The 19,817-nt window shown below is 69.2% G+C and carries 17 protein-coding genes and 5 tRNA genes; 10 read left to right on the top strand and 12 right to left on the bottom strand.

Annotated features, from left to right (window positions below; translation table 11 throughout):
* Nucleotides 1–3: 3 nt before the first annotated feature.
* Nucleotides 4–1,428 (bottom strand): 3-isopropylmalate dehydratase large subunit, encoded by a 1,425-nt coding sequence (leuC, locus tag OG588_RS35660; protein ID WP_365986525.1) that lies wholly within the window; start codon nt 1,426–1,428, stop codon nt 4–6.
* Between the two features lie 190 nt (nt 1,429–1,618).
* Here leuC and ndgR point away from each other — a divergent pair, with 190 nt between their 5' ends.
* Entirely contained in the window at nt 1,619–2,335 is a 717-nt protein-coding gene (gene ndgR / locus OG588_RS35655) for an IclR family transcriptional regulator NdgR (RefSeq protein WP_019068721.1), read from the top strand.
* Between the two features lie 64 nt (nt 2,336–2,399).
* Here the strand turns inward: ndgR and OG588_RS35650 are convergent, their stop codons facing one another.
* Nucleotides 2,400–2,906, bottom strand: coding sequence for a DUF4188 domain-containing protein (locus OG588_RS35650; protein ID WP_405950828.1), 507 nt, complete (start codon nt 2,904–2,906; stop codon nt 2,400–2,402).
* A gap of 79 nt (nt 2,907–2,985) precedes the next feature.
* On the opposite strand from OG588_RS35650, the gene OG588_RS35645 reads away from it, so the two are divergent.
* The gene (locus OG588_RS35645) at nt 2,986–3,630 is read left to right on the top strand and encodes a MerR family transcriptional regulator (RefSeq protein WP_405950827.1); all 645 of its coding nucleotides are present in this window, start codon (nt 2,986–2,988) and stop codon (nt 3,628–3,630) included.
* A 50-nt stretch (nt 3,631–3,680) separates the two neighbouring features.
* Here OG588_RS35645 and OG588_RS35640 read toward each other — a convergent pair.
* From OG588_RS35640 to OG588_RS35595, 10 genes are all read right to left on the bottom strand, one after another.
* Nucleotides 3,681–3,753 (bottom strand) — tRNA-Glu (locus tag OG588_RS35640).
* A 44-nt stretch (nt 3,754–3,797) separates the two neighbouring features.
* Nucleotides 3,798–3,869, bottom strand: a tRNA-Gln gene (locus tag OG588_RS35635).
* A 20-nt stretch (nt 3,870–3,889) separates the two neighbouring features.
* Nucleotides 3,890–3,962: transfer RNA gene (locus OG588_RS35630), tRNA-Glu, on the bottom strand.
* Between the two features lie 61 nt (nt 3,963–4,023).
* Nucleotides 4,024–4,096, bottom strand: a tRNA-Glu gene (locus OG588_RS35625).
* A gap of 42 nt (nt 4,097–4,138) precedes the next feature.
* Nucleotides 4,139–4,210 (bottom strand) — tRNA-Gln (locus OG588_RS35620).
* Nucleotides 4,211–4,301: 91 nt separating this feature from the next.
* Nucleotides 4,302–5,033, bottom strand: coding sequence for an HAD family hydrolase (locus OG588_RS35615; RefSeq protein WP_405950826.1), 732 nt, complete (start codon nt 5,031–5,033; stop codon nt 4,302–4,304).
* Nucleotides 5,034–5,083: 50 nt separating this feature from the next.
* Entirely contained in the window at nt 5,084–5,743 is a 660-nt protein-coding gene (locus OG588_RS35610) for a DUF4241 domain-containing protein (protein ID WP_405950825.1), read from the bottom strand.
* 114 nt (nt 5,744–5,857) lie between these two features.
* Nucleotides 5,858–7,342 carry a glutamate--tRNA ligase gene (gene gltX, locus OG588_RS35605; protein ID WP_405950824.1) on the bottom strand — a complete coding sequence of 495 codons (1,485 nt, stop codon included), beginning with the start codon at nt 7,340–7,342 and terminating at the stop codon, nt 5,858–5,860.
* Nucleotides 7,326–8,102 carry a fumarylacetoacetate hydrolase family protein gene (locus OG588_RS35600; RefSeq protein ID WP_019058646.1) on the bottom strand — a complete coding sequence of 259 codons (777 nt, stop codon included), beginning with the start codon at nt 8,100–8,102 and terminating at the stop codon, nt 7,326–7,328. The genes gltX and OG588_RS35600 overlap by 17 nt, the downstream gene beginning before the upstream one ends.
* 79 nt (nt 8,103–8,181) lie before the next feature.
* Complete coding sequence (locus OG588_RS35595) at nt 8,182–8,367, bottom strand: hypothetical protein (RefSeq protein ID WP_019058645.1); 186 nt, start codon at nt 8,365–8,367, stop codon at nt 8,182–8,184.
* Nucleotides 8,368–8,939: 572 nt separating this feature from the next.
* On the opposite strand from OG588_RS35595, the gene OG588_RS35590 reads away from it, so the two are divergent.
* The 8 genes from OG588_RS35590 to OG588_RS35555 all read left to right on the top strand — a co-directional run bounded on the left by OG588_RS35590 (nt 8,940) and on the right by OG588_RS35555 (nt 19,752).
* Complete coding sequence (locus OG588_RS35590) at nt 8,940–12,914, top strand: nitrate- and nitrite sensing domain-containing protein (RefSeq protein WP_405950823.1); 3,975 nt, start codon at nt 8,940–8,942, stop codon at nt 12,912–12,914.
* Between the two features lie 9 nt (nt 12,915–12,923).
* Complete coding sequence (locus tag OG588_RS35585) at nt 12,924–13,337, top strand: roadblock/LC7 domain-containing protein (protein ID WP_005479910.1); 414 nt, start codon at nt 12,924–12,926, stop codon at nt 13,335–13,337.
* Between the two features lie 111 nt (nt 13,338–13,448).
* Nucleotides 13,449–13,847 (top strand): DUF742 domain-containing protein, encoded by a 399-nt coding sequence (locus tag OG588_RS35580; RefSeq protein WP_019058642.1) that lies wholly within the window; start codon nt 13,449–13,451, stop codon nt 13,845–13,847.
* Complete coding sequence (locus OG588_RS35575) at nt 13,828–14,403, top strand: ATP/GTP-binding protein (RefSeq protein WP_006375318.1); 576 nt, start codon at nt 13,828–13,830, stop codon at nt 14,401–14,403. The genes OG588_RS35580 and OG588_RS35575 overlap by 20 nt, the downstream gene beginning before the upstream one ends.
* Nucleotides 14,404–14,804: 401 nt before the next feature.
* A complete protein-coding gene (locus OG588_RS35570; protein WP_405950822.1) occupies nt 14,805–18,095 on the top strand; it encodes a nitrate- and nitrite sensing domain-containing protein in 3,291 nt (1,096 codons plus the stop codon).
* A 10-nt stretch (nt 18,096–18,105) separates the two neighbouring features.
* The gene (locus OG588_RS35565; RefSeq protein ID WP_019058640.1) at nt 18,106–18,519 is read left to right on the top strand and encodes a roadblock/LC7 domain-containing protein; all 414 of its coding nucleotides are present in this window, start codon (nt 18,106–18,108) and stop codon (nt 18,517–18,519) included.
* Nucleotides 18,520–18,614: 95 nt separating this feature from the next.
* Nucleotides 18,615–19,190: a DUF742 domain-containing protein gene (locus OG588_RS35560; RefSeq protein ID WP_026150694.1), complete on the top strand. Its 576-nt coding sequence runs from the start codon at nt 18,615–18,617 to the stop codon at nt 19,188–19,190.
* Nucleotides 19,171–19,752 (top strand): ATP/GTP-binding protein, encoded by a 582-nt coding sequence (locus OG588_RS35555; RefSeq protein WP_009314218.1) that lies wholly within the window; start codon nt 19,171–19,173, stop codon nt 19,750–19,752. Before OG588_RS35560 ends, OG588_RS35555 begins: the two co-directional genes overlap by 20 nt.
* Nucleotides 19,753–19,817 lie beyond the last annotated feature (65 nt).

Below are 19,817 nucleotides of genomic sequence, written 5' to 3'. Positions count from 1 at the left end.
CTCTCAGACTCCAGCGGGCACAGGGGCGTCGGACAGATCGGCGGGCGAGGCCAGGTGGCCCAGCACGGCGGTCGCGGCGGCGACCTGCGGCGAGACGAGATGCGTACGGCCGCCCTTGCCCTGCCTGCCCTCGAAGTTGCGGTTGGAGGTGGACGCGGAGCGCTCACCGGGTGCCAACTGGTCCGGGTTCATGCCCAGACACATCGAGCAGCCCGCGTGCCGCCACTCGGCGCCGGCCTCCTTGAACACGAGGTCCAGGCCCTCGGAGACGGCCTGCAGACCGACCCGCGCGGAGCCCGGAACGACCAGCATCCGTACACCGTCGGCGACTTTGCGGCCCTCGACGATCGCGGCGGCCGCACGCAGGTCCTCGATACGGCCGTTGGTGCAGGAACCTACGAAGACGGTGTCGACCTTGATGTCGCGCAGCGGCTGGCCGGCCTCCAACCCCATGTATTCCAGGGCCTTTTCGGCGGCGAAGCGCTCCGAAGCGTCTTCGTACGAAGCCGGATCGGGGACGGTCGCCGAAAGGGGCGCGCCCTGACCGGGGTTGGTGCCCCAGGTGACGAACGGCGCAAGCGAGGGACCGTCGATGACGACCTCGGCGTCGAACTCCGCGTCCGCGTCGGTCTTCAGGGTCTTCCAGTACGCGACGGCGGCGTCCCAGTCCTCGCCCTCGGGGGCGTGGGCGCGGCCCTTGATGTACTCGAAGGTGGTCTCGTCGGGGGCGATCATGCCCGCGCGGGCACCGGCCTCGATCGACATGTTGCAGATGGTCATGCGGGCTTCCATCGAGAGTTTCTCGATGGCGGAGCCGCGATATTCCAGGATGTAGCCCTGGCCGCCACCGGTGCCGATCTTCGCGATGATGGCGAGGATCAGGTCCTTGGCGGTGACGCCGTCGGGCAGTTCGCCGTCGACCGTGATGGCCATGGTCTTCGGGCGGGCCAGCGGCAGCGTCTGCGTCGCCAGCACGTGCTCCACCTGGGAGGTGCCGATGCCGAACGCCAGCGCGCCGAAGGCGCCGTGGGTGGAGGTGTGGGAGTCACCGCACACGACGGTGGTACCGGGCTGGGTCAGACCCAGCTGCGGTCCTACGACGTGCACGACACCCTGCTCGACGTCACCCAGGGAGTGCAGGCGCACGCCGAAATCGGCGCAGTTCTTGCGCAGCGTCTCCAGCTGGGCCCGGGAGACCGGGTCCGCGATGGGCTTGTCGATGTCGAGGGTCGGGGTGTTGTGATCCTCGGTGGCGATGGTGAGGTCGAGGCGCCGCACCGGACGGCCCGCCTGACGGAGACCGTCGAAGGCCTGCGGGCTGGTCACCTCGTGCAGCAGGTGCAGATCGATGAAGAGGAGGTCGGGCTCGCCCTCCGCGCGCCGGACGACGTGGTCGTCCCAGACCTTCTCCGCGAGTGTCCTACCCATCGCTTTCCCTCCGGCCGACGAAACAGCGCCGGCCCAACTAGAGATTTTTGAGGAGACGGCGCTCGCACCCCTGGTTCACGGGCAGCCGCCGCCTGGCCCGTTGGTCCGCGGGCCGCTGTGTCTACAAGAGTTGCGCGTCTCACGAAAAAAGGAACTTGCGTTTCACAGAGTGAGACGCGAGTATCGTTTCATGGACAACAGTAGCGGCGTCGGCGTCCTGGACAAGGCAGCCCTTGTCCTGGGCGCTCTGGAGTCCGGTCCGGCCACCCTCGCGGGTCTGGTCGCGGCGACCGGGCTGGCACGACCCACGGCACACCGGCTGGCCGTGGCTTTGGAACACCACCGCATGGTGGCGCGCGACATGCAGGGCCGGTTCATTCTCGGCCCCCGTCTCGCCGAGCTGGCCGCGGCCGCCGGCGAGGACCGTCTGCTCGCCACGGCGGGCCCGGTGCTCACGCATCTGCGGGACATCACGGGCGAGAGCGCGCAGCTCTACCGCCGCCAGGGCGACATGCGCATCTGCGTCGCCGCGGCGGAACGTCTGTCCGGACTGCGGGACACGGTCCCGGTCGGTTCGACGCTCACGATGAAAGCCGGTTCGTCCGCGCAGATCCTGATGGCCTGGGAGGAGCCGGAGCGCCTGCACCGCGGCCTCCAGGGCGCCCGCTTCACGGCCACGGCCCTCTCGGGCGTACGGCGCCGGGGCTGGGCCCAGTCCATCGGCGAGCGGGAGCCGGGCGTCGCGTCCGTCTCCGCGCCCGTGCGCGGCCCCTCGAACCGCGTGGTGGCCGCCGTGTCCGTCTCCGGCCCCATCGAGCGCCTGACGCGCCACCCGGGCCGTATGCACGCCCAGGCGGTCATCGACGCCGCCGCCCGCCTCTCCGAGGCCCTGCGCCGCACCGGCTGATCCCCCGGAACATCACAGGAGGGCCTGCCTCAACGCCGCGGCAGGCCCTCCGTCATGTCCGGACCTACTCGGCACTCCCCGACCGGTACGCGAACCGGTCCTTGGCCCGCCGCCCCCGCTGCTCCACCGGCACCTGTCCGTGCGCCGCCGCGAGTCCGAAGGCCGGCATGTCGGCGTAGATCGCCTCGTACGACCCCTCGGGCACCACATAGCTCTCGTGCCACAGCCCGACATGGCCGCGCACCTTCCCGGCCTTCTCCTTGCGGTTGATGATCGCCCACGCCCTGTGATGGAACATGTCGGGCGAACTCGCGTACGCGTAGAGCTTCTCCTTGGACTCCCAGTACTGGACGACGTAGTACGTCCGCGGGGACGCCGTCAGCAGCACATGCCCGAGCAATCCGCGGCTCTTGTCCTTCCCGAGCTCCCGCAGCATGCGCGGCATCGCGAGGAACACCGGCACCCAGTGGTGCACGGCCCAGAAGCGGTTGATGCGCATCCCGATCAACAGCACCACCACCTCTCCCTCGGCGGCAGCGGTGGTACGGCCGTTGACAGCCTTCGCGAACATGGCGCCCCCTTGTTGGGTACCAGCACTATCCGATAACCCGTGTTTGGATAGTGCCGGTACCCGAGGAAGGGCGCAAGACATGCGGCTGGCCGAGTTGAGCGAGCGCAGCGGTGTGTCCGTCGCGACGATCAAGTACTACCTGCGCGAAGGCCTGTTGAGCCCCGGCCGCCACGTCAACACGACCACCGCCGAGTACGACGAGGAGCACCTGCGCCGGCTGCGGCTGGTGCGCGCGATGATCCAGGTCGGCCGACTGCCGGTGGCGACGGTCCGCGAGGTGCTCGGCCATGTCGACGACGACTCCCTCGGCCGTACGATCCGGCTGGGCGCGGCCCTCTGGGCGTTGCCGCAGGTGCCCGAGCCGGACGCGGAGGACGAGTACGTCCAGTCCGCGCACCGCGAGGTGGACAAGCTCCTGGAGACGCTGGGCTGGTCCAACTCCCAGGCGCTGGTGACCATTTCGCCGTCCTACCGCTCACTGGTGGTGGCGGTGGCCGCACTTCGTCGGCTCGGGTACGACTGGCCACCCGAACTCGTCGTGAACTACGCCAAGTTGATGCATCAGGCGGCCGTCCTCGACCTGGACTTCGTGGAGACGCACCCCTCGGAGGCCGAGAAGGTGGAGACGGCGGTCGCGGGCGCGATCTTCGTCGAGCCGGTGCTCCAGGCGCTGCACCGGCTGGCGCAGGAGGAGGAGTCGGCGCGGCGGTACGGCTTCGAGTGAGCAGGGAACGCGAAAGCCCCTCCACCGAAGTGGAGGGGCTCTGCTGTACGTACCCCCGACCGGATTCGAACCGGCGCTACTGCCGTGAGAGGGCAGCGTGCTAGGCCGCTACACAACGGGGGCCTAGATCGTGCAGGCGTTTAAAACTATACAGCCGCAGATCAGAGCTGGTCTACCAGGACTCGAACCTAGAATGACGGTACCAGAAACCGTAGTGTTGCCAATTACACCATAGACCAAGGTGATACAAGGTAAAGCGTACCCCCGACCGGATTCGAACCGGCGCTACTGCCGTGAGAGGGCAGCGTGCTAGGCCGCTACACAACGGGGGCCCTAGCGATCCTGCATGAGAGGCGGCGGGTGCGACCCGACCACCTTCCTGGGAAGGATCTGTACCCCCGACCGGATTCGAACCGGCGCTACTGCCGTGAGAGGGCAGCGTGCTAGGCCGCTACACAACGGGGGCTTTGCAGAGTTGACCTCTGCGGTTGCAGATGAGCTCTGCGAGCTGGCCTACCAGGACTCGAACCTAGACTAACGGAACCAGAAACCGTCGTGCTGCCAATTACACCATAGGCCACTAAGACTCAATCCCTGTCGGGATCTTGTTCTAGCGTGCGCCTCCAGGTGACTGACTTTTCGGTCTGTTCTCCGGCGGCGCAGGAAGAACATTACCTGAAGGTGGACGGGGCTCCAAAACGGGTATCAGCACCGAGGAGCGCGGGAAGTTCGGCGAGCGAGGCGATCCGGTGCCGCCCCACGAGGGCCTCACCAGGGGTGTGCCCGCCGTGACGGTCGATCCACACGGACAGCAGTCCGGCGTCCGCGGCACCGCGCCAGTCGATCTCGGGGTGATCTCCGACATACGCCACCTCGTGCGGCGGCAGTTCGAGCGCCTCGCAGGCCGCGAGGAAGGCGCCGGCCTCAGGCTTGGAGACGCCCAGCTCGGCCGCGCACAGGACGGCCTCGAAGCGGTCGTACACACCGAGGGCGCGCAGTTTGCGGTCCTGGACGGTGAGGCTGGAGTTGGAGAGGACGGCGTGCCGGTGGGTGGCCGCGAGGGCGTCCAGGACGGGCAGGACGTCGGGGAAGAGGGCCCAGGCCGTCTCGTAGTGGGCCTTGTAGCGCTGGAACCAGTCCTCGGCCTCGGTGTCGGTCAACTCCCGGTCCAGGAACAGCCGGACGCGGTCCAGTCGCTGTCCCTCGAACGAGACCTCGCCGGCCGAGAAGCGCGCCCAGTGGAACTCGGTGGCCACCCGCCAGCGCTCCAGGGCCTCCGCCAGGTCCGCGTGCCCGTCGGCCAGTCCCTCGGCCAGCAGGTGCTCGCGCATGGCCGCGCGGTCCGCACCCGTGTAGTCGAACAAGGTGTCGTCGACGTCCCAGACAACGGCCCGAATGGTCATGATCCGACGGTAACCCGCGGCCCGGGGGCGCGTCTGCCCCCGGCCCGCCGTCACACGGGGACGATGAAGAAGTCCGTGACGAAGCAGGTGACTTCACCGGCCGCCGTACGGCCGATGAAGGTCGGATACGCGCCGTCGCCCCAGCCGGAGCCGAAGGCCGCCAGGGTGTGGCCGGTGGAGGGAGAGGTGACCAGGTAGGGCCCCGGAGCGTGGCCGGTCTCCTCGAAGGCGTCCCACAGCGGGCCCTCGTCGCCCTCGCACTCGGGGAAGGAGCCGTCGGCCGACGCGTCGTAGAACGAGCCCGTGCCGGCGTCGACTCCGTAGCCGTAGAACTCGTCCTCGGTGAGTTCGGCGAGGTCCTGGCCGGGCTGGAGGGCTAGTTCCCAGGCGGTGGTGGGTTCGTCCCGTATGACCAGGCGGGCGGCGGCCACGCGCAAGTGGGGCTTGTCGGACGGGAGTTCGTCGGGCTGGGTGAGGGTGGCGACGGCCGCTTCGACTCGGTAGTGGCCGGGGGCCACGGCGACCGTGAAGGGCTCGGACTCGCCGCCGCCCAGGGAGACGAACGGGTCGCAGGCGACCACCTGGCCGGTGGGAAGCCAGAGTTGGCCGCCGTCGACGAGGTGGATCACGCCGACCGTGCCGGTCTCGTCCTCCCTGAACTCGCTGCCCGGCGTGAACAGCCAGGTGTAGTCACGAGCGGTCATCGGCATGAAAGGTGCCTCTCCTGAACGATCTTCAATGATCCGGAACCCTAGCGCCCCGCACTGACAACGCCGAAGGGACGGCAGGCCGTTGCGGCCGCCGCCCCTTCACGCGCGCGTGCGTTACGCGGCCAGCTTGGCGAGGGCCGCGTCGATCCTGGCGAGGGTTTTCTCCTTGCCCAGGATCTCCAGGGACTCGAAGAGCGGCAGGCCGATCGTGCGGCCGGTGACGGCGACGCGGACCGGGGCCTGGGCCTTGCCGAGCTTGAGGCCGTGGGTCTCACCGGCGGCCAGGACGGCCTCCTTGAGGGACTCGGGCGAGGTCCAGTCCGCGGACTCCAACTTCTCGCGGGCCGTGCGGAGAAGGGCGTCCGAGCCCTCCTTCATGGCCTTCGTCCAGGACGCCTCGTCCTCGACCGGCTCGGCCAGGAACAGGAAGTCGACGTTGTCCGTGATCTCCGACAGCACCTTCAGGCGGGTCTGCGCGTGCGGCGCGACCGCCTGCCACTTGGCCTCGTCGAAGTCCTCCGGCGCCCAGGGGGCGAACGGGGCCTGGAGCCAGGGGGCGCAGCGCTCGGTGAAGTCCTTCACGTCCAGCAGGCGGATGTGGTCGGCGTTGATCGCCTCGCACTTCTTCAGGTCGAAGCGCGCCGGGTTCGGGTTCACGTCGGAGATCTCGAAGGCCGCGACCATCTCGTCCATGGAGAAGACGTCCCGGTCCGCCGCGAGCGACCAGCCCAGCAGGGAAAGGTAGTTGAGCAGTCCCTCGGGCAGGAAACCGCGCTCCCTGTAGAGGTTGAGCGAGGACTCCGGGTCGCGCTTGGAGAGCTTCTTGTTGCCCTCGCCCATCACGTACGGCAGGTGCCCGAAGGAGGGGATCTGCTTCGCGATGCCCAGGTCGATCAGCGCCTTGTAGAGGGCGATCTGGCGCGGGGTGGAGGAGAGCAGGTCCTCCCCGCGAAGGACGTGGGTGATCTCCATCAGGGCGTCGTCGACCGGGTTGACCAGCGTGTACAGCGGGGCGCCGTTGGCCCGGACGATGCCGTAGTCCGGCACGTTCTCCGCGGTGAACGTCAGCTCGCCGCGGACCAGGTCCGTGAAGGTGATCGTCTCGTCGGGCATCCGGAACCGGACGATCGGCGTGCGGCCCTCGGCCTTGTAGGCGTCGATCTGCTCGGCGCTGAGGTCGCGGCAGTGGCCGTCGTAGCCGGACGGCTTGCCGGCGGCACGGGCGGCGGCCCGGCGGGCGTCCAGCTCCTCGGTGGAGCAGTAGCAGTGGTAGGCGCGTCCGGCGTCCTGGAGCTGCTGCGCGACGTCCTTGTAGAGGTCCATCCGCTGCGACTGGCGGTACGGCGCGTGCGGGCCGCCGACCTCGGGGCCCTCGTCCCAGTCGAAGCCCAACCAGCGCATGGCGTCGAGGAGTTGGCCGTAGGACTCCTCGGAGTCGCGGGCCGCGTCGGTGTCCTCGATGCGGAAGACCAGCGTGCCCTGGTGGTGCCGGGCGAACGCCCAGTTGAACAGGGCGGTGCGGACCAGGCCCACGTGGGGGTTGCCGGTCGGCGAGGGGCAGAAACGGACGCGTACAGGTGCGCTAGCCACGCTTGACAACCTTGTTGGTGAGAGTGCCGATGCCTTCGATGGAGACGGCGACCTCGTCGCCGACGGTGAGCGGTCCGACGCCTGCCGGGGTGCCCGTGAGGATCACGTCGCCGGGGAGCAGCGTCATGGCCTCGGTGATGTTGACGATCAGATCCTCGATCGAGTGGATCATCTCGCTGGTGCGGCCGAGCTGTCGCTGCTGGCCGTTGACCGTGAGCTGGATGGTGAGGTCGCTCGGGTCGAGGTCCGTCTCCACCCAGGGGCCGAGCGGGCAGGAGGTGTCGAAGCCCTTGGCCCGGGCCCACTGCTTCTCGCGCTTCTGGACGTCCCGCGCGGTGATGTCGTTGGCGCAGGTGTAGCCGAGGATGACGTCCTTGACGCGCTCGCGCGGGACCTCGCGGCACATCCGGCCGATGACGACGGCCAGTTCGGCCTCGTGGTGGAGGTCCTCGGTGAAAGAGGGGTACTGGATGTCGTCGCCGGAGCCGATCACCGAGGTGGACGGCTTGAAGAAGGCGAAGGGGACGTCCGGCACCTCGTTGCCCAGTTCCCGGGCGTGCTCGGCGTAGTTGCGGCCGTAGGCGACGACCTTGTTCGGGAGGACCGGCGGCAGCAGCCTGACCTTGCTGAGCGGGACCTTCGTACCGGAGAGTTCGAAGTCCGCGAACGGGATGCCCTTGATGATGTCGAGGACGAGCTCGTCCGGCTTGTCGCCCTCGACCGCGCCGAAGGCGACGTTCCCGTCGATGGAGAATCTGGCGATGCGCACGGGATCCTGGCGCCCCTCACTGAGCTGGCTGGAGTCTGACGCTCCAGGCTAACGCGGTGCGGGTGCCCTGCTCGCGCGATTACTCCGCGGCGGCGGTGACCGGGATCTCCATGAGGATGGTGCGGCGCGGGTTGGCGGTCTGGGCCGGCAGGTCGAGCGAGTGTTCCTGCAGCTCCGGCGTCTGCAGCGGCTCGGCGTCCGTGAGGTGCGCCAGCGTCGTGCGTCGCGGGTTGGCAATGTTGCGGAACATCATCGTGGTCTTCACTGTTGTACTCGACCCTCGTCGTCCGTGAGTGGATGGTTGGCAGTATGTGCCCTCATGTAAAGCGTCAGGCTAAACATCCAATTCCCGAGCGAAGACGCGAAGAGGCCTTGATCCGCGTGTGAGTTTGCTCACGGCCGCATGGGCAAAGCGTCCAATTCGGACCCCCAACTCACCTCAACGAAACGGACATTGCCCCCTTGAAGCTGTCATTCCGCTCCTGATCATGGCGACTTGGGCACATGGCATGCCCCTGGGGGCGGTAGGGATATGCCCCCTTTGGAGTGAATAGCTTTCTACGTCTCGTGACGCACCCCTCACGCGGTGTCACACAGGTCACAGCCTGGCCTACGGGCCTTGTTGGAGATCCTGCACTGTGCTGGAATTCCACGGACCGCCGCAGAATCAGCCCGGCGCTCAGAGGGCGCAACGCAGCGCCAGGGGCGGCGGAAGGGGGAGCAGCGCCGGTCACTCACGACCACACACTGGGGTGCGCGTTCAGGGCGCTCCCTAAGACGCCGACACCGTCCTTCCGTTCACGCGGAGGGGCGCCTGGTCCAGAGGTTGCGACGCTAGTGCAGGGACGTTTCAAGAGGGATGGCAGTGCTTCGGCGGAGCCGGAGCCGCATGGCGGGGCTGGCCCCAAGACCGGCAGCTCCTCGCCCCAGCACGCCCAGAACCCGGGCCCGGCGCCGTCAGGTGACGGTGGAGGCCCCGGGCGCCCTGGTGTGTCCGCAGCCCCGACCCCCGCGCCCCCGGTGAAGCCGCCGTCCGGCGCGCCAGGACCCGGCTCGCGCGTCGCTCTGCGTAACTGGCGCATCTCCACGCGTCTGGTGTCGCTGCTCGCGCTCCCGGTGGTCGCGGCCACCTCGCTGGGCGCGCTGCGCATCAGCGACTCCATGACCGACATCCAGCAGCTCGACAACATGAAGCTGCTGACGGACATGACCAAGCAGGCCACCGCGCTCGCCACCGCGCTGCAGGACGAGCGCGACCTGTCGGCCGGCCCTCTCTCGCACGGCGGCAAGGCCACCGACTACGAGGTCAAGGGCTACGAGGAGAAGACCGACCGCGCCCGCGACAACTTCATCAACGCCTCGGAAGAGGTGGACACCGCCAGCAAGAGCGGCAACCTCCAGGGCGTCCGGGAGAGCCTGGTCGGTCTCGCGACCGAGCTGGACAACCTCGACAAGATCCGCAAGACGGCGTACCAGTCGAAGGGCAACTCGACACAGACGGTCGACGCCTACCACCGGCTGATCAGCCAGCTGCTGGACCTCTCGCAGGACATGGCGGAGGCCACCAGCAACCCGGAGATGATCCAGCGCACGCGCGCCCTGGCGGCCTTCTCCTCCGCCAAGGAGTTCTCGTCCGTGCAGCGCGCCGTGATCGCGGCGGCCCTGCCCGCGAGCAACACGGTCGCGGGCAGCCTCTCCGCCAACGACCGGCTGTACGCCGACTCCGCTCTGGAGAGCGAGAAGTCGGAACTGAGCATCTTCCGCAACATCTACGGCGACCAGGGCGCCGAAGAGCTCATCACGCCGATCGAGGACAGCAACCCGATCATCGAGTCGGCGGACACCTACGCCCAGCGTGTCCTCGACAACCAGAACGGCCTGGCCTCGCTGGACAAGCGGTCGTACAAGGACTGGGTGGACGACAGCTCGACCAAGATCGAGCAGATGAAGAAGATCGAGCACACGCTCCTGGAGGACATGGAGCAGAAGGCCCGCGAGCTGCGCTCCGCCTCCGAGCGTGAGGCGATCATCTCCGGTGCGCTGATCCTGCTCGTGCTCGGTGTCTCCCTCGTCGGCGCCTTCGTCATCGCCCGGTCCATGATCCGCTCGCTGCGCCGCCTCCAGGAGACCGCCAACAAGGTCGCCCAGGACCGGCTGCCCGAGCTGGTCCGGCAGCTGTCCGAGTCCGACCCGCAGGACGTCGACACGTCCGTGGAGTCGGTCGGTGTGCACTCCCGGGACGAGATCGGCCAGGTGGCCTCGGCCTTCGACGACGTGCACCGCGAGGCCGTCCGCCTCGCCTCCGAGCAGGCCATGCTGCGGGGCAACGTCAACGCGATGTTCACCAACCTCTCGCGCCGCTCCCAGGGCCTCATCCAGCGTCAGCTCTCGCTCATCTCCGAGCTGGAGTCCCGCGAGGCCGACCCGGACCAGCTGTCCTCGCTCTTCAAGCTCGACCACCTCGCGACCCGCATGCGCCGTAACGGTGAGAACCTCCTGGTTCTCGCCGGTGAAGAGCCCGGCCGCCGCTGGACCCGACCGGTCCCGCTGGTCGACGTGCTCCGCGCCGCCGCCTCCGAGGTGGAGCAGTACGAGCGCATCGAGCTCTCCTCCGTGCCGACCACCGAAGTGGCCGGCCGCGTGGTCAACGACCTCGTGCACCTCCTCGCCGAGCTGCTGGAGAACGCGACCTCCTTCTCCTCGCCGCAGACCAAGGTCAAGGTCACCGGTCACGCGCTGCCCGACGGCCGCGTCCTGATCGAGATCCACGACACCGGTATCGGCCTCTCCCCCGAGGACCTCGCGGCGATCAACGAGCGGCTCGCCTCGCCGCCCACCGTGGACGTCTCGGTCTCCCGCCGCATGGGTCTGTTCGTGGTCGGCCGGCTGTCCCAGCGCCACGGCATCCGCATCCAGCTGCGTCCCTCCGACTCCGGTGGTACGACCGCGCTGGTCATGCTCCCCGTCGACGTCGCCCAGGGCGGCAAGAAGCCCGCTCCGGGCAAGCCCGGTCAGGCCGCCGTCGGCGCCGCGGCGGCAGCGGCAGCGGCCGGTGCCGGTGCGGCCCGCCGGGGCAACGGCCAGGGTGGCTCCGCGCTCGGCGCGGGTGCGCCCGCCGGTGGCAGTGGTGGACTTCTCGGTGCCGGGGCCGCTCCGCGCGGCCAGGTCGGTTCCGGTCAGGGCCCGCGGGCCGCGCTGCCCGGTGCGGGCGGTGGACGTCCGGGTGGTCCGGGCGGTGCGCGTGGGCCTCAGGGTCCCTCGGCGCCGCAGGGCCGTCCGGCCGGCGCGGGTGCCGGTTCCGGTGCCGGTCTCTTCGGCCAGGCGCCGGGCACCCCGCAGGGTCTGCAGGCCACCGGTACGGGTACGCCGCAGGGCTTCGGCGACGGTCGCCAGGACGCCTTCGGCGGGATGCCGCCGCAGAACAACAACAACCCGGTGCCGCCGCAGCGCACGAGCAACGACGAGCCCGAGCCGCCCCGCGGTGGTGGCCGGCGGCGCGGGCGTCAGCCCCAGCTCCCGCCGCGCGGTGGAGCGCGGGCCGAGCTGCCCGGCGGCAACAGCAACCAGCGCCCCAGCTGGAGCGACGAGAACGCGCAGCCCCCGCTGGGCCGCGGCAACCTCGACGCCCCGCGCGGTCACGACGAGCGGGACGCCGAGCAGACCTCCCGGATGCCGCGCATCGACGACCACCAGGGCCCCGCGGCCACGACGGAGATGCCGGCGATACCGCGCTTCGACGCCCAGGACAGCGGCCAGTTCCCGCGCCCCGGTGCCAACGGAGCGCAGAACACGGGCCAGTTCCCGCGCCCCGGCACCAACGGGTCGCAGAACCCCGGGCAGTTCCCCCGGCAGGGCGCCAACGGGTCCCAGGACAGCGGGCAGTTCCCCCGCCCGGGCACGAGCGGGCCGCAGGACACGGGCCAGTTCCCCCGTCCCGGTGTGAACGGATCGCAGGACAGCGGGCAGTTCCCGCGGCCGGACTCCGACGCCCCGCGTCCCGGCGCCAACTCCCCGCAGAACGGCGGCCAGTTCGTCCGCTCGGACGTCTTCGGCTCACCGAACAGCCCGGCCAACAACCCGTCGAACCCGGCCAACACGGGACAGTTCGCGGTCCCGCAGGCGTACGACCCCAGCTCCACGGGCCAGTTCGCGACCCCCGGCTTTGACAACGGCTCCACCGGTCAGCACAATCTGCCGAACCGTCAGAACCCCGCGAACACCGGGCAGTTCGAGCGGCCGCAGGTCAACGGGAACCGCAACGGCGCCGACCTCGGCACCGGGCGGCCGCCCGCCCCGCAGCGTCCCACCCGCCAGGAGCCCGAGGCGTTGCCGCCTGCCACGGGTCCCGGTGACGGCAGGACGCCGCTGTACGACACGCTGGAGACCAACTGGTTCCACGGCCAGCAGGCGGAACAGCAGCAGAGCAACGGCTCCTCGAGCAACGGCTCCGCTCCCGCCCCGCAGTCGTCGGCACCGTCGGTACCGGCGACACCCCCCCAACGTCCCACGGGCGGTACCTGGCGCAGCTCGCCGAACGACGATCTCGTTCGGCAGGCAGAGCGTGTACGGCAACCGGCCGCGGGCGGCGTCACCACTTCCGGCCTGCCGCGCCGGGTGCCCAGGGCGAACCTCGTCCCGGGTACGGCTCAGCAGCAACAGCACCAAACCGGTCCGCAGGTCTCCCGTGCGCCTGACGACGTACGTGGCCGGCTGACCAATCTTCGTCGGGGCATCGCACAGGGTCGACAGGCCGGTACGGGTACCGGCCAGACCGGCAGCTTCCCCAGCCCCACTCACCAGCAGGAGCGTTAGTTGAGCCAGATGAGCCAGGCGGCACAGAACCTCAACTGGTTGATAACCAACTTTGTGGACAACACCCCCGGGGTGTCCCACACCGTCGTCGTGTCTGCCGACGGACTCCTTCTGGCCATGTCGGAAGGGTTCCCGCGCGACCGCGCCGACCAACTCGCGGCCGTGGCCTCCGGGCTCACCTCGCTGACGGCCGGGGCATCCCGGATCTTCGAGGGCGGCGACGTGGCACAGACGGTCGTGGAGATGGAGCGGGGATTCCTCTTCCTCATGTCCGTCTCGGACGGCTCGTCCCTGGCAGTGCTCGCGCACCCCGAGTGCGACATCGGTCTCGTCGGCTATGAGATGGCACTGCTCGTCGACCGTGCGGGGGCGGTTCTCACGCCGGACCTGCGCGCCGAACTCCAGGGCAGTCTGCTTCACTGACCGGCCCCGGCACCACCCGTCTCACCAAATCACCGTCCGGCCGCCACAATCCCCCCACCGGCCCTGTCAGACGGCTAGCCCGACCGACTTGCTGTCCCGCCCGGAGGATTCATGACCCCGCCCACCGCCTCTCACGACCCGTACGCCGAGCCGTACGGGGACGAGGGCGACCAGCCGCTGGTCCGTCCGTATGCGATGACCGGCGGCCGGACCAGGCCGCGCTACCAGCTCGCCATCGAGGCGCTGATCAGCACGACGGCCGACCCGGCAGCGCTGATGGGACTGCTCCCTGAGCACCAGCGCATCTGCCACCTGTGCCGCGAGGTCAAGTCGGTCGCGGAGGTGTCGGCACTCCTCGCCATGCCCCTCGGTGTGGCCAGGATCCTCGTCGCGGACCTCGCCGAGGCCGGACTGGTGGCCATCCACCAGCCGGGCGGCGACGAGAACAACGGCGGCGCACCGGACGTGACGCTGCTCGAAAGGGTGCTCAGTGGACTTCGCAAGCTCTGACGGAGGGCGGGCGACCACCTCCGCGAAGATCGTGGTGGCGGGTGGCTTCGGCGTCGGCAAGACCACGTTCGTGGGTGCCGTCTCGGAGATCAACCCGCTGCGCACGGAGGCCGTCATGACGTCCGCGTCCGCGGGCATCGACGACCTCACCCACACCGGGGACAAGACCACCACCACGGTGGCCATGGACTTCGGACGCATCACCCTGGACCAGGACCTGATCCTGTACCTCTTCGGTACGCCGGGTCAGGACCGTTTCTGGTTCATGTGGGACGACCTGGTACGCGGCGCGATCGGCGCCGTCGTCCTGGTGGACACCCGCCGGCTGGCCGACTGCTTCCCCGCGGTCGACTACTTCGAGAACAGCGGGCTGCCCTTCGTCATCGCCCTCAACGGGTTCGACGGCCACCAGCCGTACAACCCGGAAGAGGTCCGCGAGGCGCTGCAGATCGGTCCGGACGCGCCGATCATCACGACGGACGCCCGGCACCGCTCGGACGCGAAGAGTGCGCTGATCACGCTGGTCGAGCACGCGCTCATGGCCCGGCTCCGGTAGCTCTCGACGGGTCCCTGCATGCAGTTCTCAAGTCGGCAGCGCCATACGGCAGTTGTCGTAGACACCCCGGAGCCGGCTGTGGCCTTTGACACGGTCGGCCCCGGTGTTCATAACGTTTCGGCAGAGGAATCCGGTGGTACCGCAACACGTCGCGGTCATCCGGTGCCGCTGCGCTAACAAAGCCCCGTCTTTTGGCGGGGCTCGCTCTTTATGACCGTTTTATCTGGGGCTTACATCACTCGGAATCCGCGGTTCCGACTGTTTGGAATCGCGGATGCTGACGTGCTGGAATGCGTGAACTGCCCAATAGTCAACGACGTACTGATAAGCAGAGGTCGTTGACGGGCTTGAGACACTGCGGCACGACGATAGGTGCCGACCGCCGGAAGGTTGTTGGTCGAGTGAGGCGAAGCAAGAACGGTCCCGAGCCGTCGGCCCGGGGCAACTTCACCCCGCCGCCGCGCGGAGCGGCGCCCGCCCCTGTGCCAGGCTCGGAGCCCACGGCGCCCCCCGCTCCCAGCGGCAGCCGTTTCTCCCCCCGCAACTGGCGGGTGCCGACCAGGCTGAACGCGATCCTGCTCATACCCGTGGGCGTCGGCCTCATCATGGGCGGCTTCCAGGTCAAGAGCTCGATCGACACCTGGCAGAACGCCGAGGACGCGGAGAAGACCGCCCGCGTGGTGCAGGCCGCGCTGACCTACAGCAACGCGATCACCAACGAGCGTGACGTGACCGCCGCTCCGCTGCTGGAGGGCAAGGGCGCGAAGGACGCGACGGTCGTGGCCGCCCGCAAGGCCACGGACGACGCCGCCGACGTCTTCGACAAGGCCGCGCAGAACATGCCGGACCAGCCGGGCCTTGAGCGCCGGCTCAGCCGCTTCCGCAAGGTGGAGCCGCAGCTGCAGTCGATCCGGACCGCCGCCTACACCTCGAAGATGAAGGGCGTGCAGACCGAGGAGAGCTACGTCAACCTGGAGCACCCGCTCCTCGAGTTCTCGAACGAGCTCGGCCTCGGCACCGGCAACATCACCAGCTACGGCCGCTCGGTCTACGCCATCGCGCTGGCCAAGGGCGCGCTCTCCCTGGAGCGCTCCATCGGCACCCACCTGCTGATCAGCCCCGGCCCCGACCAGACCAGCCTGGCGACCCAGCGCACCGCCATCACCTCGTACGCCTACCTGGAGGGCATCGCCATCCAGGAGTACCAGGCCGGCGGTACCGACGCGGACATCGCGAAGCTGAACACGGCGCTGGCGAAGGTGCAGACCGACGGCGCGGCCATGGTCAAGCAGGCCGCCGCGCAGGCGAAGGCCGCCAACAAGACGTACGTACCGCCGCCGAGCGACCCGGTCAAGATCGTCACGGCCATGTCGCAGCTGCAGACCACCGACACCTCGGCGCGCACCGCCCTCGCCGCACAGGGCATCACCGCCCAGAACTGGTGGGCGGGCACCACCCTCAAGTACAACGCGTACCGCAAGATCGAAGAGGACAAGGCCGACATCGCGGTGAGCGAGGCGTCCGGCATCGCCGACAACGCCAAGCGCGACGCCATCATCACCGGTGCCGCCGTCGTCGTCGCCCTGCTCCTCGCCTTCATCCTGGCCGGCGCGGTCGCCCGCCAGATGAGCCGCGCGATGCGCCAGCTGCGCAACGCCGCCTTCGGCATCGCCGAGCAGCGCCTCCCGATGCTGGTCGACCAGCTCTCGCGCACCGACCCCGGCCGCGTCGACACCCGCGTCCAGCCGATCCCCATCACCACCACGGACGAGATCGGCGAAGTCGCCAGAGCCTTCGACCAGGTCCACCGCGAGGCCGTACGACTGGCCGCCGAGCAGGCCCTCCTGCGAGGCAACATCAACGCGATCTTCACCAACCTCTCGCGCCGCAACCAGTCGCTGATCGAGGGCCAACTGACCCTGATCACCGACCTGGAGAACAACGAGGCCGACCCGGACCAGCTGGAGAACCTCTTCCGCCTGGACCACCTCGCGACCCGTATGCGCCGCAACGGCGAGAACCTCCTGGTCCTCGCCGGCGAGGAGCCCGGCCGCCGCTGGGACCAGCCGGTCCCGCTGGTCGACGTGCTGCGCGCCGCCTCCTCCGAGGTGGAGCAGTACGAGCGCATCGAGCTGTCGGGTGTCCCGGAGGCCGAGATCCACGGCCGCGCCGTGACCGACCTCGTGCACCTGCTCGCCGAGCTGCTGGAGAACGCGACGACGTTCTCCTCCCCGCAGACCAAGGTCCGCGTGACCGCGACCCGGCTCCCCGACGGCCGCGTCATGATCGAGATCCACGACAAGGGCATCGGCCTCACCGCCGAGGACTTCGCGGACATCAACCACAAGCTGGCCAACCCGCCGACCGTGGACGTCGCGATCTCCCAGCGCATGGGCCTGTTCGTGGTCGGCCGCCTCTCCGACCGGCACGGCATCCGCGTCCAGCTCCGCCCCTCGGGCGAGCAGGCCGGTACGACCTCGCTGGTCATGCTGCCGGACGCGATCACGCACGGTGGTGGTGGCGAATCGCAGCTCCAGCGCGACGAGTTCACCGTCTCGCAGATCATGCCGGAGCAGCCGCAGCCGCAGTACCAGGGCGAGAACTTCAGCCAGACCCCGCTGCGCACGGCCGCCGAGCTCGGTTTCGACGACACCCGCTATCCCGAGGTGCCGGACGACATCCGCGAGCTGGACCCGGTGGGCCGCTCGCTGATGCGCGAGGAGCGCCGCGCGGCCCTGGAGACCCAGAAGCCCGGCCAGGAGCTGGAGGCCGGCGACTACCCGGAGTTCCCCGCCGAGTTCGACGACCAGCAGCAGCCGTACGGCAACGGGCAGCAGGGCTACCAGGAGCAGCCGACCGGCTTCACCGGCCAGCCGGCGTACGAGGAGCAGCAGCAGACGTCGTACGACGAGCCGCGCCAACCCTCGTACGAAGAGCAGTACTTCGCGCCGAACGGCACGGCCGGGCAGAACGACACCTTCGCCGAGTCCTTCCAGGCGAACGGCGGCTACCCGGAGCCCGGGTACGCGGAGCCGGTGCAGGAGGAGCACGCGTCGGCGCACTCGGCGGCACCGGAGACGTTCTCGGGATTCGAAGAGCCGTCCTACCGGGACGACTGGCCGCAGCAGGACGGTTACCGCAACGGGTACCCGGACCAGTACGCTCCGGAAGCGGAGTCCACGCAGGCCGCTGACGTGAGTGAGCGGGACCACGTAGGCTTCGAGCGTCCGGGACCGGCCCCCTCCGCCGTGCACGCGCTGACCGACGCGGGACTTCCGCGCCGCGGTTCGGCCGCGAACGGTACGAGTACGAACGGTTCGCAGCCGGGTCCGTCGGCACCGGAGAGCAGCAAGGTCGACATCTTCGGTACCGCGAGTGCGGGCGGCAGCACGGGCACCACGGACTGGCAGTCGGCGAACGACGAGCGCTGGCAGCAGGCGTCGGCGCTGAAGAAGCCCAAGGCGGGCGGCGTCACCTCCTCCGGCCTGCCGCGGCGGGTACCCAAGGCCAACCTGGTCGAGGGCACCGCCGAGAGCACCCCCCAGGGCGGCCCCCAGGTCTCCCGCGCTCCCGAGGACATCCGGGGCAGGCTGAGCAACCTCCGCCGCGGGGTCCAGCGGGGACGCAGTGAAGGCAGCGAAACGAACGGTCAGGGCTTCGGCTCTGGCAGCACCTACAACCAGGAGCGTTAGTGTGAGCCCGATGAGCCAGGCGGCGCAGAACCTGAACTGGTTGATCACCAACTTCGTGGACAACACCCCCGGTGTGTCCCACACAGTGGTGGTCTCCGCCGACGGACTCCTTCTGGCGATGTCCGACGGCTTCCCGCGCGACCGTGCCGACCAGTTGGCGGCCGTCGCGTCGGGCCTGACCTCGCTGACCGCGGGTGCCTCCCGCATCTTCGAGGGCGGCGCCGTGAACCAGACGGTTGTGGAGATGGAGCGGGGATTCCTCTTCCTCATGTCCGTATCCGACGGTTCCTCGCTCGCGGTTCTCGCGCACCCCGAGGCGGACATCGGCCTCATTGGGTACGAGATGGCCCTTCTGGTGGACCGGGCCGGCACGGTCCTGACCCCGGACCTTCGAGCAGAGCTCCAGGGGAGTCTTCTCAACTAACAGATGGACGGTGCGTTTTGGCGTCCTGAGGCCATAAGGTTTCGGGACGCGGCTCCACATTGATGGGTGCCCGGCACAGTCGGAGGAGGAGAAAAGTGGCAACACCCCCAGGCGGTTCGTCTTCGGGCAACTGGTCGTACGGCCCCGGCCAGGGGCAGGGCGACGGTTCCCAGAACCGGTACAACTTCCCCTCCTCGCCGTCCCCGCGCCGCCAGCAGCCGTACCCGCAGGGCCCCGGCCCTTCGCCGTACGACCAGCCGCCGGCGCCGCGTATCCAGCCTGTGCAGCCCCATCGACGCTCTCCCGAGTCGGCGCCCGCGGGGTCGACGAGCAATCCCCTGGTGCGTCCGTACGCCATGACCGGCGGCCGGACGCGCCCCCGCTACCAGCTCGCCATCGAGGCGCTGGTGCACACCACCGCACAACCGCACCAGATGCAGGGCCAGTTGCCCGAGCATCAGCGGATCTGCAACCTCTGCCGGGAGATCAAGTCGGTGGCCGAGATCTCGGCCCTCCTGACGATCCCTCTCGGTGTGGCCAGGATTCTCGTCGCCGACTTGGCGGAGGCGGGCCTGGTCGCCATTCATCAACCCGGCGGCGACGAGAACGCCGGCGGCCAGCCAGATGTGACACTGCTCGAAAGGGTGCTCAGTGGACTTCGCAAGCTCTAGCGGAGGGCCTTCCCGCTCCACCACCTCGGCGAAGATCGTGGTGGCGGGTGGCTTCGGCGTGGGCAAGACCACGTTCGTCGGGGCCGTCTCGGAGATCAACCCGCTGCGTACCGAGGCTGTGATGACGTCCGCGTCCGCGGGCATCGACGACCTCACCCACACCGGAGACAAGACGACCACAACGGTCGCCATGGACTTCGGCCGTATCACCCTGGACCAGGACCTGATCCTGTACCTCTTCGGTACACCCGGTCAGGACCGCTTCTGGTTCATGTGGGACGACCTGGTACGCGGCGCGATCGGCGCGATCGTGCTCGTGGACACCCGCCGTCTCGCCGACTGCTTCCCCGCGGTCGACTACTTCGAGAACTCGGGTCTCCCCTTCGTCATCGCCCTCAACGGCTTCGACGGCCAGCAGCCGTACAACCCGGACGAGGTCCGCGAGGCGCTGCAGATCGGCCCGGACACTCCGATCATCACGACGGACGCGCGGCATCGGGCGGATGCGAAGTCGGCGCTTATTACGTTGGTGGAGCATGCGTTGATGGCGCGGCTGCGGTAGCACGCGGCATCACGACGACGTCGAGGGGCCAACTCCGGCTGGAGTAGGCCCCTTTGTCGTACCCC

This window comes from Streptomyces prunicolor (genome assembly GCF_045162825.1).
Taxonomy (GTDB): Bacteria; Actinomycetota; Actinomycetes; order Streptomycetales; family Streptomycetaceae; genus Streptomyces; species Streptomyces prunicolor.
The sequence above is the reverse complement of the archived record's forward strand: the minus strand, read 5'-3'. Positions and strand labels throughout refer to the sequence as shown.

Bases quoted from the DNA above. Each gene is read 5' to 3' on its own strand.
- OG588_RS35650 (WP_405950828.1), bottom strand. From the start codon at position 2,906: ATGTTCGCGAAGGCTGTCAACGGCCGTACCACCGCTGCCGCCGAGGGA.
- ndgR (WP_019068721.1), top strand. From the start codon at position 1,619: ATGGACAACAGTAGCGGCGTCGGCGTCCTGGACAAGGCAGCCCTTGTC.
- OG588_RS35580 (WP_019058642.1), top strand. From the start codon at position 13,449: ATGACCCCGCCCACCGCCTCTCACGACCCGTACGCCGAGCCGTACGGG.
- OG588_RS35610 (WP_405950825.1), bottom strand. From the start codon at position 5,743: ATGCCGATGACCGCTCGTGACTACACCTGGCTGTTCACGCCGGGCAGC.
- OG588_RS35615 (WP_405950826.1), bottom strand. From the start codon at position 5,033: ATGACCATTCGGGCCGTTGTCTGGGACGTCGACGACACCTTGTTCGAC.
- OG588_RS35565 (WP_019058640.1), top strand. From the start codon at position 18,106: ATGAGCCAGGCGGCGCAGAACCTGAACTGGTTGATCACCAACTTCGTG.
- leuC (WP_365986525.1), bottom strand. From the start codon at position 1,428: ATGGGTAGGACACTCGCGGAGAAGGTCTGGGACGACCACGTCGTCCGG.
- OG588_RS35645 (WP_405950827.1), top strand. From the start codon at position 2,986: ATGCGGCTGGCCGAGTTGAGCGAGCGCAGCGGTGTGTCCGTCGCGACG.
- OG588_RS35585 (WP_005479910.1), top strand. From the start codon at position 12,924: ATGAGCCAGGCGGCACAGAACCTCAACTGGTTGATAACCAACTTTGTG.